General features: G+C 51.7%; 8 protein-coding genes. All 8 read left to right on the top strand.

Annotated features, from left to right (window positions below):
• Positions 1-10 precede the first annotated feature (10 nt).
• Positions 11-1,165 (top strand): YjbH domain-containing protein, encoded by a 1,155-nt coding sequence (locus GX466_01415; protein NLH92872.1) that lies wholly within the window; start codon positions 11-13, stop codon positions 1,163-1,165.
• Between the two features lie 161 nt (positions 1,166-1,326).
• On the top strand, positions 1,327-7,158 hold the full coding sequence (locus tag GX466_01410) for a hypothetical protein (protein NLH92871.1): 5,832 nt from the start codon (positions 1,327-1,329) through the stop codon (positions 7,156-7,158).
• A 4-nt stretch (positions 7,159-7,162) separates the two neighbouring features.
• Positions 7,163-7,471, top strand: coding sequence for a hypothetical protein (locus GX466_01405; protein NLH92870.1), 309 nt, complete (start codon positions 7,163-7,165; stop codon positions 7,469-7,471).
• On the top strand, positions 7,468-8,238 hold the full coding sequence (locus tag GX466_01400; GenBank protein ID NLH92869.1) for a MotA/TolQ/ExbB proton channel family protein: 771 nt from the start codon (positions 7,468-7,470) through the stop codon (positions 8,236-8,238). Before GX466_01405 ends, GX466_01400 begins: the two co-directional genes overlap by 4 nt.
• A 79-nt stretch (positions 8,239-8,317) precedes the next feature.
• Positions 8,318-8,779, top strand: a complete 462-nt coding sequence (locus GX466_01395; protein NLH92868.1) for a hypothetical protein — start codon at positions 8,318-8,320, stop codon at positions 8,777-8,779.
• The gene (locus GX466_01390; GenBank protein NLH92867.1) at positions 8,776-9,327 is read left to right on the top strand and encodes a biopolymer transporter ExbD; all 552 of its coding nucleotides are present in this window, start codon (positions 8,776-8,778) and stop codon (positions 9,325-9,327) included. The genes GX466_01395 and GX466_01390 overlap by 4 nt, the downstream gene beginning before the upstream one ends.
• 10 nt (positions 9,328-9,337) lie before the next feature.
• Entirely contained in the window at positions 9,338-10,852 is a 1,515-nt protein-coding gene (locus tag GX466_01385; GenBank protein ID NLH92866.1) for a hypothetical protein, read from the top strand.
• 350 nt (positions 10,853-11,202) lie between these two features.
• Entirely contained in the window at positions 11,203-13,575 is a 2,373-nt protein-coding gene (priA, locus tag GX466_01380) for a primosomal protein N' (protein NLH92865.1), read from the top strand.
• Positions 13,576-13,646 lie beyond the last annotated feature (71 nt).

Below are 13,646 nucleotides of genomic sequence, written 5' to 3'. Positions count from 1 at the left end.
GGAGGGAAGTATGAAAAAAGTTATATTGAGTGTAATTGTTCTGGCAGCCGTGATCGGTATCATAGAAGCTGCGCCGTTCCAAACGATGGGATTATTGCGCACGCCAGACGCGTATGTTATTCCACACAAATCGGCACAACTGGTTCTGGCAGGCTATTACAGGAACGTGGAAAAGCCTTCTTACGTTGATATGGACAAGAATGGGCTAAATTTCTACGGTATGCTGGGGGTGGGACTATTCGACCGGGTCCAGATGGATTTCTTCGGCGGTGATTACGTTTATTTCCTCAACGCCAAGGTCAAGCTTTTGCAGGAAACGCCCAAGTTCCCTCAAATCGCTATTGGCATGGACAACATCTTCTCGCCAATCAACCGGCGTCGAGCCCAGGATTACAAACCCTATTGGGATCCTGAAATAGGTGAAGATGGCGCTCCTTCCGCTGTATATGATCCCCATGATTTGGGCTGGATTGATCATCCTGACAAAACAGACTACGAGCATTTCTCCCCCTACATCGTCGCCTCCAAGCAGGTGGTGATGGGCGGCATCGACTGGATGTTCAACGCGGGATTCGGATCAAACAGATATACTGGACAGGTTCCCCGTTCCCGTTTCTTCAGCGGTTTCTTTACTTCAGTTGAGATCTCGCCTTGGGACAATTTTGCTATTCAGGGTGAATACGACGGTAAAGATTTCAATGCCGGCCTCAAGTATTCCTACAAGAATTTTGGCATCCGCCTTGGCGCGGAAGCGGTTGAAGACATGGCCAAAGGCTCCGAAGGCAACGGATATGAAAACAACCTCCGCATTGCCCTGGGGCTTTCATACCTTTTCGACAGATACTCTGACAAGAACGCCACGATACGCCCGGATTTGAGCCTCTACGCCACCAGCATCGGCACCGAGCCTGTGGTCGTTACCACGGAACCCGTGGCTGTGGCGCCCACTGAATCTGGCAAACCCTCTGAGGTCGCCATTGTAACTCCCGGCACCCAGCTTCCCACTCCAGGCATTGTTGAAGCCAGCGCCTACAAAGAGCTTTCCCCGGAAGTGAAAGACTTGCTGGCTGAGTTGCGACTCCTTCGCGAAGAACGCCAGAAAGCGCAAAAGGCTTTGGAAGATTTGCGCAAATGGCTGCAGGAGCTCAAGGAAGAAAATCAATAATAATTATCGCACTATTCCACCTCATGGTGAATGTGCAGGTCAATACGTACATATTTCCCTTGGTCAAGCTTGAGATTCAGGATGCACACCCCAGCTGCATCCTGAATCCTGCTTATAACTGGCAGGATTGATAACATAGGACGATTTAAGCGAGCGGGGTTATGAAAAAACTCATCAAACTGTATCTGTTGCTGACGCTGACAGTGGTTCCTTTCGCGCTGGCATTTGCTCAAAACACGACGCCCGGAACAGATGTGCGAAGCGCTGTTTACGCCGACCACAAAGTGATGGAAGCGATAGATTTCCTTAAAGACAGGCTTCCCCAACTGGTGAAGAATAATAAGGCTCAGGCTGTGGAAGAATACATGCTGCATTATGAGAGCCTGAGCAAACTCGATGAAGCGGACCTTCTCTATCTGGTGGGGCATTTTTACTCTGTGGTGGACGATCCAACCAAAGCCATCCCATATTTCGATGTTTTGATCAACGACCCCAAGCTCGGCGATGACGCCAGGATGATGCTCAATTTGTTGCTCTATTACAGAGCGGTGGATTACATCCAAAACAAAGAAAAATCATCAGCGGCACCGTTCCTTGAAGACGTGATGAATCGTTTCTCGACGGGCAAATATTACCCCACCTACATGTTTTTATGGGCTGACCTCCTGGCCGAGGATGCTGAAGAAGCCAGGATACAAGGCTATGTTGACGCCTATCAAAACAGCAAAGATTGGATAAAAAACACTTTTGTCAACCGCCGAAGGAGTGTGATCTCCCGTTTGGATGATCTCGATCTGGAATCGTTTTACGCGAAACCAGATACCATCAAAGCCAATGTTTTAAAGGAACAGGTCTCTCTTATCCAGCGTGATTTGCAGGACCTCTACAACGAGTTTAAATCCCTTCCTGGACTGCAGTTTACCGAAGCTTTGAACAGGATCGCGGAAGAGGAGATGCTCCTGCTGGAGGATTTCAAGGCCCAAATCCGGCCTTTCGAATCGCTGCCCCCAATCGATCTGGACCTGCTGGCCTCACCTGACTACATCGGGCCCGAATCCGCAGCCTTCAACCGTTACCGTGAAGGTGCGATTCTGCTAAAACAATTGAAAGATACATCCGTATTCTACGGAAGGGTGTTGGATGTAATGGACCGCTTTTTCGAGCGGCGCTACGAGCTTTTTGTTAACGAAGATGAATCCGTGGTAGGCAAGGGCTTCAGCGACATGGAGTTGAAGCGCCTCATGGACATCGAGCGCAACATCAACACATACACAGACGTTGTGGCAGAGATCGACCAAATCATGGCTCAGCCAAATTACCCAAGCCTGAACATCGATCTTGGCCCTGAGCGGCAGGAATATGTGGAAAAAATCGCCGACCTGCAAAACCGCAAGGAACGCTACCTGGCTTTCCGCAAGCACCAGGACAGCGTTGAAGAAGCGATTTTCACAGAACTTTTAGACGAATACTACGCCACTTACCGCGACAAACGCTCCCTGGATGAACTACTTCCTGAAGTCGAAGACGTGATGCTTGCCATGATTAAGGAAAACTATCCCAAAGACCAACGAGGCGTGATCGAAAAACAATACGCGCTGGCCCATAAGGTTGGACTGGAGGATTTTCCCATCGATGACACCTTCATTGCCAATCTGGATTTTTTGGGTTTGATGGTGGATTATCGCAGGATCCGATATCAGGAGCAGCAGCGTCTGGCCAAGGTGGATGCGCTGGGTGAGGAGCAGCAGCGGGCTGAGTATCAGAAGATAGTGCAGGACAAAGCTGAACTGCTGAAAAGGTATGAGGCTTTTGTTAACGCCAATCCCTATTTCCAAGCCATGGAACAGCCCAGCGGCGGATACCTTCTGAACAATGCCATTATCTATTACAATATGGCGGAACTGCAATACGCGGTTGATCTGGACAAACCAGAGAAAGCCCTCGCCAACTATAAAAAGGCCTTGGAAATCGAACCTGATTTTTATCTGCGTGACCGAGCACTTTATAATATCGGCTATCTGAGCAGCGAGGCCAAAAAAGTATCCAGATACTCACAGATAGAGCAGTTCCGTGCTACCAACCCCAATCGGGAGAGGCCGGACCGCCTAAAATTCACTGAGGCTGATTTCAGCGAAGCACTCAATGCCTACACAGAACTGGTGGATTCCGGCAAGTATGACGATTCGCCCTATTACGACGAGGCTGTCTATCGGCTTGGCATACTCCATTTTCTGATCGGCTCGGACGCGGATGAACCCATTACTCATTACGCGGAGGCGAACCGTCGTTTTAACTCCCTTGTGAATAAACCTTCCAGCGCCTATCACCATGACGCTTTGTACCAGAGGGCTTGGGTAAATCTGAATCAGGGAGACGAGCAATCCCTGAAATCAGCCTTGGCAGATTTTGTCACTCTCATCGGAGCCGCTGATAGCAAAGAGATCACGGATGCCTATCTGGCTCAGGATTACCGGGACAACTCCATTGACAACATCGCTTATTCACTTATCGCTCTCGACGGCATAGAATTCACCCAGGAATCCAAGGGTGTGACAGAGATCCGCAGAGCGATGGCTGAGTATTCCGATATCAAGGTGAAAACCTTGATCCTGGATAAAGCCGCAGGCATGAAAGTGGATATGGAAGCGCCGTTGCAGGCAATAGATTTTATGGAACTCCGGCTCCAGACCTCTCCCAATGAGCTGCAAAATCCGGCTGTAGTCGATTCAATCATAAAACTATATTACACCCCTGGCTTGGAACTGCGTTCCGGCATGAATCTTTCCCAGATTCGCGATGAAAAGCTCGACTTCATTAAAGCCTCTTATGGCAAAGGCACCAAGTGGTATCAGGATAATGTTAAGAATGCAGACCCCGCAATGCCTGACCTGAGAGCGCAGCTGAATATCATCCGCGATGCCTATGAACAAATCCGCATCCGCCATTACAACAACCTGATCGACTCTGCCTCCAACAGGGACAAACAACTGTACGAGTCTCATATAGTGGCGTATCAGCAGTACACTGAGCTTTTCACTAATACCTCGGAACTTCAGACTTTCATTGACAGTAACAGACAAACCGAAGTGCTGCTGGCCAGCATTTTGGCTGAAAAACGCAATGATGTTGAAAGCTATAGCAACGCCGCGATGAAGCTGACAAAATACAACGAAGATTATCAGGGAAACCCTGATTTCTTCAATAACGAAGGCCTCATCTACAAATACAATCAGCGGATATACTCGCTCTCCAAACCCGCTCCGAAAGATCAAGCTTCCCACACCCAGTACCGGACTTCAGCGCTCAGGTTCTACGATGTGTTGAAGGCCTCCCAGAATCCGGAAGCCAGAAAGGGGGCACCAGCCATTCTGATGGACCTGGCAGCGGTTGAAATGCACCATGGCCATCCGGAACAGGCCAAAGTACATTACAACACAATTCTGGCAAGTGGGATCGATATCGATCGGGCAACCAGCAGAAGCATCTACCTGAACCTGGCCAAGATAGAGGAGGATGCCGGCAACTTCAGTGAAGCGGAACGGATGTACATAGCCGCCAAAGGCTTCTCTGAAAATACCGCCGACGCCGCTGAGATCGAAAACTTCGTGAGATTGCAGATCCAGAACAATTATGAACAGGCCGAGAAGCAGGGTGACCATAAGACCGTTGCCACTGAGCTGATCCGTTTGGCGGACAAATTTACCAATGAGCCGTCCCGCAGCCAAGGTTACCTGTTCCTAGCCTCCGAAGCATACATCAAAGCCAGGCTCTACCCTGAAGCTATCGAACTGAAAACGGATCTGGCCGCTGTAAAACCCTCCATGAATGAGAAATATGCCCTCTATGAACAGAGCTGGAACATTGCCCAAAACCAGATTAAAGACCCCGTCAGAACCAGGAACCTGAAAAACGAATTCATTCAGCAGTTTCCAGAGAGCAACCTCGCCTTTGCCCTTAGGGTAAACCTCATTGAGGAAATGCGCAAGGACCCCGCCCAGCGTGGAAACGCGGCTGCGGCTTACATCGACCTGCACAAAGACGTGCGGGCCGGACGCATTGACAGCGGCGACATAAATCCGGAAGAGATATATCTCTGGGCTGTGGAGATCTACAGCAGTGAGAAGAATCAGGATAAAGTAGTGGAGACCCTTACCTACTTCACCCAAACCTACCCCAAACACAAAGAAACTCCCGGCTTCCTCACCATCCTGGCTGATTCTTACCTTGCCCGGCAGGATCAGCAGCGTTTTGAGTATTACGCGCGCGAACTATATCTGAATGACAAAACCAAATCCGAACGATATCTGACGGTTGCCAACCGCAAACTGGGAACACTGGCACAAGAATTTGATGCTGCTTACGCAGCCAAGAATTGGGACCTGGCCTTCCAGAAAAGGGACGAGTTCAAACGCCAGGAAGCTGAGTATCGAAAAGAAGGTCTGCCCGTGGAAAGCGCCAAAGCTTATGAAGCCTTTGCCTTCGCTGAATCCGAACACTCCATCCTGCAAGCACGCCAAGCCTTCCTGGATGGATTCGACCGCCAAATGAACAGCATCGAAAAAGGAAATTTCCTCACCGCATCAGCCAACAAACTGCTGCCCGTGAGTGCCGGCACCACCTGGCAAAAACACCTCTTCGGCGGAACCCAAAACCTGGTTCCATCCTTGCAAACCAAAGCCGAACTCGAGGTTGCAAAGATTGTTAAACTGCTTGATCAGCAGGAAGCTGACATCCTGGACAACGAACGTCGTCTTAGGGCGCTCAGCTTGATCTGCCAGATCAATGACCGTGCTGCAGAAGTTGTGGAAACCCAGATCAATAAATACATCCAGGTAGCCAATGAACTTGCTCCCTTCCGCGACCGCAAAAGGGTCAGCGAGCGTGAGTTTGACAAAATGGTCAACACTGATATCAAACCACATTCTCAACCCTATATAGATGTGTTTCACGCCAACTCGAGCCTGATCTACCAGGATATCTACAACAAGTATTTCACAGCCGGTTACTACGACAAGTACACCACCAAGGCCGAAGATAAACTTATCGAACGCAACCTGTTGCCGGAATACACAGAAATCCGGCACACACTGGACAAAACCTGGACCGCCAGACTGGAAAAACCCCAGGGTGGTTCTCAGAAGCTCAACGCATTCGGTTCCCTAACCCTGGATGACGGAAGAATGCTCTCGACTTATAGCGTTCCCTCCCGTCACGAACTAGTTTTGGAACGTGAGTTCGATTTTGAGGTCGCCCCCCTCTTTGCCTATGTTTATCTGGCTTATGAGCAGGACCCCAACATCGTTTTCAACGGCACCAAGATAGATCCGGTCTATATTCCCGTTTACAGGGAAGATTTTGGCACGGTCTTCGCGATCCGCATCGAAGGCGAGGGCTTGAAAAGTGGTAAGAACCTTTTCCGAGGCGTTTTCCCCAACACCGGTGTTTCGGAAGAGCCCATCCATTTCAGCACAAGTTTCTTCTTTGACGCGGCCGAAATGGTCACCACCAGCCCCACCGATGTGAAAACCCTGGTGTCAAATACAGACTGGATAGTGATCGGGAAAGACCCCGCAACAGGAGAGGAGATCAGTTCCTACGCCAGTTTGGCACCGAACTTCGATCTTCCCATGGACAGATCAACTTTCCTGCAAAATACCTCTGCGAAGCCAATCTGGATAGATGAGACGCAGGAAAACCAACAGACACTGGTAATATTTGAAAAGGAATTTGAATTGCAAGCAGGATTTGGGGAAGGTTATCTTGATTTTGTCGCCCCGGACAACGCCAAGCTGTTCCTGAATGGCCAGCCCCTGGGTCCTGTTTACGAACTGAACTACGATACTGAGCCTTTCCTGGTGTATCCGGTGAGGGCCGGTTTGCCCGTTGGCCTTCTGAAGCCCGGCTTGAACAAGCTGCGCATGGAAGTTAGGAACAATTCGCCCAACCGCGGCATGCTCGCCGAGCTGGGCATAACAGTATCCGCCAAGGAGTGAAGAGATGAAAAAGACTTTACTGATCAGCCTCCTGATCCTGCTGGGAACCTCCGTTTGCCTTGCGCAGGTGGACAGTGGCGAAACCGCTGTTGCGGAACCCCAGGAAACAGAATTGATAGAAGGACGCGACCTGCAGATCCAGATCAAGACCATGATGCCTGATATCAGCGTGGTCCAGGTCAAGACCGATACCTATGCTCCGGCGGCAAAATACGATTTCACGATCAGCCTGGCAGCGATTCAGGCTGAAAGCAAAAAACAACTTACAAATTGGAAACAAGAAATATTAACATGGCTAGAGGAGTCAAAATGAATGCCAAGCACATCGTTCTCGTAATCCTAACCCTGGTGATCAGCCTTGGGGCCCTGTCGGCGCAGGTAACACAGCTAACAGATATCAAAACAAGCCCCGTAAACCTTGCCACCATATTTGATGACAGCAATCAGGAAGGTTATTTCGGATACCTCATCCTGTTGGTTTTCATAATCGGTATCGTTTACGCGGTCGTCCGCTACATCCAGTTGTTCCATAAAGAAAAGATCAACGCCCAGAACCTGTACAAAAGCCTGAAAGGCTACATCAAGAACGACCAGATCGAAGAAGCCATCAAGATCACGGAAAAATTGAAGGACACCACCCTCGGCTTCATCTTCTTCAGCGGACTTTCCGTCTATAAGGACGTGCGCAAGACTGCCTCCAAAGAAGACATGAGCGACCAAGTGCAGAACGCACTCGACGAAGCCGTGCTGCAAAAAGTTTACAAACTCGACGCGGGCCTTTTCTGGTTCGACACCCTTGCCCAAGTTTGCACCTATCTCGGTCTGCTGGGAACCATTTGGGGATTGCTGGCAGCTTTCAACGCCCTCAGCCGTCCTGACGTGCTTGACAGCCAGAAGAACATCATGCTTTCTGCCGGCATCAAAACCGCCATCGGCACCACCGCCCTCGGTTTGATCGCCGCCATTCCGCTCACTCTGATCAAAGGTTGGCTGATGGGCAAAGCCCAAAAACTCATCAACGAGATCGACGAATATAGCGTTAAACTAATCAACTTCATCAATATCTCAGCTAAAGGATAAAATCATGGCATACCGTCCTTCAGCAAGAAGGAACCAGCATCCGGTCTCAGATCCGAAAATTCCGGATTTGGTGCCCCTCATGAACTTGTTTCTCACCGTCATCCCATTTCTATTGCTGATGCTGGTGATCACGCAGGTGGCGCTGGTGGCCTTCAACTTCTCTGCCGCCCCTCCCGGCCAGTCCGCGACGGTTGACGGCACGGAAGGCTTGAATAAGGATGTTCCGGAAGTAACCGTAATCATAACGGCCTCGCAGGATTCACTGCTCACCACCATACCTGGTTTCGAGATCAGGGAACCCGGACGCGACCCCGGTATCGTGAAATTGTCTCTTGGACAATATGACTATGTCATGCTCGATGCCGCCCTCAAGGCTGTCCGGGAAAGGTTTCCGGACCTGCTGGACATTAGTGTGGCCCCTTATGATGATGTGAAGTATGACGTCCTGATCAAAACCATAGATATCTGCCGGAGCAACAACTTTGCCAATGTTCACTACAAAGCCCCGCAGGTTCGCTACTACGTGATGGGGGGAAAATGAGCAACGTCATTAAGCCCAAAGACACGAACCGCCGGGTGCGGCGCAAGTTCAAAGAAGGAACTTCGCTGTCCATCATTTCACTGGTGGATATCCTCACCATCCTGCTGGTGTTCCTGCTCAAGAACGTATCCATGGAAGTGCAAAAACTGACCATGCCTAACAACATGACCTTCCCGGTCACCATGGAAAAGCGGGACTTGCTGGAAAACAAAGGTACCACCGTGGTTCAGATCTACCCTGACCGGATACTCCTTGGCGAACAGGGAATCTATTTTGGCAGCCTGGAAGAGTTTGCTTCTGATCCTGATAAACGCACCGAAATCCTCACTTACTTGCAAAGCACTGCCACGGAAATTGTTAAAACTCCCGATGCCGACGGTAATCCGACCACCACAGCCTTGCTCATACAGGCGGATAAAAGCATCCCCTGCTGGTATATAACGGAATTCGTGAGCTTGGGGACCAGTTCTTTCTACGAATACATCTATTTTGCCACCCTCCTGGAAACTGATTGGCTTGAAAAAAGTAAATCGAACACCAGTGGGTAAGGGAGGTATGATGGCAAAGACGATACTGAATATAAGCCTTAATTACCGGGGAAAACATCTGGATACCATCCGCCAGGGATTGGATTTTACCAACAAATGGTACATTGGAACAGATAAACACCTGTTCTGGCAAATCCTGGACGATTCGCAGAAGTTCCCAGTCAGGCATAAGCTTCTGATCAAGCGTGGAGAAGACTTCTATCTGCAACTGCCGGATGGCTCGAACCTGACTTGCAGCAAGGATGGCAATCCGCTGGATGCCAATGCCCTGCAGCAAAACGGCATCCTATCAGGCTCGCTGCTCAAGCTGCGCAACGACCTCAGCGGAACCGCGCAGTTAAACCCTGATTACGACATCCAGTTCGGTTATACCGAGCCTCGGATAACGGTTCTGCGCCCGGAAGAACAAGCTGTGGTGAACAACAGCCTGAAGCCGGCCCCGTTATCTTCTTCGGAACGCACGGAAACTGGACTCATCCTGCTCTTCTTGATTTTTGGCCTCGCTTTCGTGCTGATTTACGACCTCGTGATCAAGCCCAAAATGGACCAGGAAAAAACCCTCACGGAAACTCTGGCGGAACTGGAAAGAGTGCGCAGGATAGAGCCGCAGCTTGGTTTGACCCCTCCGGAAGCAACCATGCCGCAGACCCCACCAGAAGCGCAAGTCAGTGATACCCGTGGACAACAGCAACCCGGCGGAACGCAACCTGCCAGAGGTACCGGCCGGACCACCGGCGGAAGGCAAAGCCAGGGTGTGCCCGATAGAGGCCAGATCTTTGGCACCGGAAGACCCGGAGTAGGAACTCCCGGCCCCAGCAGGCCCCAAACTGCCTATGCCGTCACCGGCTTGCAGAATTTTATCACTGCCCGCCCGGGAGCCAGGGGTTCCGCAACCGGCACCGGCACAGGATCCGGAGCTTCGGGATCCTTCAATCCCCAGGCTTCGTCAGGTTTCTCCGGTTCCTTCGATCCCAACGCCACTTCAGGTTTCAACACCTCAACCTCTGATGTTGGCAGGGTTGCCACAACCCTACCCGGCGGACCCGGATTGACCACCCGGCCTAATGTGCCCACCCAGACTTTCACCGGTGACGCTTCCAGGTTGAAAACCCCTTCCACCGGCCAGTGGCCGGCCGTTCCTTCAGCCCGTGAAGAAACTGAAAGAGTTACCCAATCCGTTGTGAAAGCCCCGGAAATCTCCAAGCTCCCCACCCCGGAAGTGAAGATACCCAAGCCCGCTTCCTCCGTTCCGGACGCCGACATCATCTACAACCAGATCGCCTCCCGAAAAGGCCAGATCGAGCAATCCTACAAGAGAAACGTTGCCATTAAAAAGCAGACCGGTTCAATCACTGTTGTAATGGACATTGCAGAAAATGGCAGTGTTTCGGCCCGTGTAACTTCAAACAGCGCCACATTCACGCAGAGCTTCTTGAACGAGATCAAGAACATAGTGGAATCCTGGCGCTTCAACGTGACCAAACCCACAAAATACCAGTTCAAAATGAACCTCACTCAAGCCTAAGCATAAACGAGAACATATCACAACCCCGCTCCACCGGCGGGGTTTTTTCTGCCTTGGATTATGGATGTTTCTGATTTTCCGATTGGACCCTGCCTCGTCTCTAGCCCTTGATGAATGAAGCCAGAGACTGATAATACACAGGAATTCTGAGAATCGCTCTGGCTTCGCCGTTTGCTCCATCCCATATACATCCCGTTCACTTCTCGCTGACTTCCCGTTTAGGCAGCGGGAACTCAGCGGGAGGCGAAAAGGAGGCAAGTGAGCTGGGGCAAAGGGCGAATTTGCCAGGAACAGAAGCCACGCTGGCAGATTTCCATTGACACAAATGCCCCTGCCCTTAGCCTTTGACTATGTATTACTACACTGTGCATCTGCCCCTGGCCCTCACCCGGGCGTTCCATTACAGCTCCAAAGTGGAGATCACTCCCGGAGCCAGGGTCTTGGTGAGTTTCAACCGCAAGGACATGATCGGCATCTGTGGTGACCGGATGCAGGAACAGCCTTCAGACAAGATACGCTACAAGCCGGTGTTGGAGGTTCTGGACGACGAACCGGTGCTGGGGCCGCGGCTGCTGGAGCTGGCGAAGTTCATGGCGGAATACTATGCCTGTTCCCTGGGCAGCGCTTGTTTCGCGATGTTGCCGGCCTGGCTGGTGCCGGATATTGATGCTGAGGTGAAATGGCTGGCGGCCGATTTTCCTGAGCCTTTCCGGGCGCTGCAACCCGCTTTGGGTGGAGGCGAAACCATAAAGGTCCCGGAACTGCGCAAACAGTTGAAAGGCGTGCCCGTGCTGCATCTAATCGAACAGGCGTCGGATCTGGGTCTGCTGGAGCTTAAACGCAAGCTGAGCTCCAGGGACAAACCCAAAACGGTCAATTTCGTCAGGCTGCTGGACCGCGAGCCCGACTTGGGGTTGTTCCCGCCCAAGCAAAAGGAAGCCCTGCAACTGATTCTGGCCATCCCCAAAGAGGAGTTTCCCCTCTCCGAAATCAGCGAAACCGTATCCTATTCGGTGGTGCGAGCGCTGCAGAAGAAAGGCTTGCTGAGCATCACCCCCAAAAAGGTGGAACGTGAGTTCTTCAGCTTCGACAGCAGTGCCGGGCCCAAGGTCGTAACACTAAATGCAGAGCAGCAGCTCGCGGTGCAGGAGATATCGAGGCAAGCTGAGAAATTCAGGGTTGATCTGCTTTACGGCATTACCGGCAGCGGCAAGACAGAGGTTTACATCCCTTTGATCCGTTCCTGCCTGCAAGAAGGCAAAGGAGTTATCTTCCTGATCCCGGAAATCGCGCTCACACCGCAGATGGTGGAGCGCTTCCAGGGCGAATTCGGTGCCACTCTCGCCATCTCCCACAGCCAATTGAGCGACCGTCAGCGCCTGAACCAGTGGCACAAGATAGCCGCAGGTGAATGCCGGATAGTGATCGGCGCCCGCAGCGCGGTTTTTGCCCCCATGCAGAGGTTGGGGCTCATCATCGTGGACGAGGAACACGAGCAATCTTACAAACAGGACAACAACCCCCGCTACAACGGACGCGACCTCGCCGTGATGCGGGCCAAGCTGGAAGGGGCAAAAATCGTGCTGGGCAGCGCCACCCCTTCGCTGGAATCCTGGCACAATCAGAACATCGGCAAATACACACTTCACACCCTCAAAAGCAGACCGCTGGACATCAAGCTGCCCGAGGTTCGCATCCTTTCGCTGCAGGAAGACTACCAGCAACAATTGCTTTCCGACGAACTTATCGCCGCCATCGGCACCCGCCTCGAGAAAAAGGAACAGGTGATCCTGTTCCAGAACCGACGCGGCTTTTCCTCTTATATGCAGTGCCTGAAATGCGGAGAGCTGATCAAATGCGCCAACTGCGACATCAGCATGTATTACCACCGCGACCGTGAGGAAATGAACTGCCACTACTGCGGAAACGCTTATCCCAGCCCACGCAAGTGTCCCAGCTGCGGCAGCTACACTTTTTCCTACGGCTCCCCCGGCACCCAAAAAGTGGAACAGCTTCTGCGAATTGTCTTTCCCCAGGCCAGGGTGTTGCGCCTGGATTCAGATTCTGCGCGCTGTCAGGACAGCTATAAAACCATGTACCGCCGCATGAAAGACCGCGACGTGGACATCCTTTTGGGCACGCAGATGATTTCTAAGGGCTTGGATTTTCCGGCAGTGACCCTGGTGGGAATCATCAGCGCTGACATCAGCCTAAACGTTCCGGATTTCCGTTCCGCGGAACGTACTTTCCAGCTCTGCACCCAGGTTGCGGGACGCTCCGGCCGGGCAGACAAGCGTGGCGAAGTGATTATCCAAACCTATAACCCCACCCATTACGCCATCGTGCACGCTGGAAATCAGGATTACCAGGCTTTCGCGGAAGAAGAGCTGGAACATCGCCGGCGCCTGAACTACCCGCCCTTCTACAGGCTGGCCAGAATCCTGTTCCAGTGTTCGGACGGGAATCTGCTCGAGCAGGAAATGGCTTTCCTGCAGGAAAAAGCCCTGCTGGCAGCAGCCTCTTTCGGGGCGAATGATCTCTATCTATTAGGTCCGGCACCTGCACCCTTTGCCAGAATTAACAAGCTCAACCGCTGGCATCTGATCCTCAAAGCCCGCACCCCTTCTATCCTGAAGCAAGCCCTGAAGCGGATCTCAGAGCTCTACACCCCGCCCGCGGCCATTCATTCCCATCCAGATGTGGACCCGCTAAACCTGATGTGATAACATCCGCCAATTTTTCCCTTGCCAAAATACTCAAGCGGCAAAAAGTGTGAAAAACAAAGGAGTTCCCC

Source organism: Candidatus Cloacimonadota bacterium, from assembly GCA_012516855.1.
Taxonomy (GTDB): Bacteria; Cloacimonadota; Cloacimonadia; order Cloacimonadales; family Cloacimonadaceae; genus Syntrophosphaera.
The sequence above is the reverse complement of the archived record's forward strand: the minus strand, read 5'-3'. Positions and strand labels throughout refer to the sequence as shown.

Excerpts from the sequence above, each read along its gene's own strand:
- GX466_01415 (NLH92872.1), top strand. The coding sequence starts at position 11 with ATGAAAAAAGTTATATTGAGTGTAATTGTTCTGGCAGCCGTGATCGGT.
- GX466_01410 (NLH92871.1), top strand. The coding sequence starts at position 1,327 with ATGAAAAAACTCATCAAACTGTATCTGTTGCTGACGCTGACAGTGGTT.
- GX466_01405 (NLH92870.1), top strand. The coding sequence starts at position 7,163 with ATGAAAAAGACTTTACTGATCAGCCTCCTGATCCTGCTGGGAACCTCC.
- GX466_01400 (NLH92869.1), top strand. The coding sequence starts at position 7,468 with ATGAATGCCAAGCACATCGTTCTCGTAATCCTAACCCTGGTGATCAGC.
- GX466_01395 (NLH92868.1), top strand. The coding sequence starts at position 8,318 with ATGAACTTGTTTCTCACCGTCATCCCATTTCTATTGCTGATGCTGGTG.
- GX466_01390 (NLH92867.1), top strand. The coding sequence starts at position 8,776 with ATGAGCAACGTCATTAAGCCCAAAGACACGAACCGCCGGGTGCGGCGC.
- GX466_01385 (NLH92866.1), top strand. The coding sequence starts at position 9,338 with ATGGCAAAGACGATACTGAATATAAGCCTTAATTACCGGGGAAAACAT.
- priA (NLH92865.1), top strand. The coding sequence starts at position 11,203 with ATGTATTACTACACTGTGCATCTGCCCCTGGCCCTCACCCGGGCGTTC.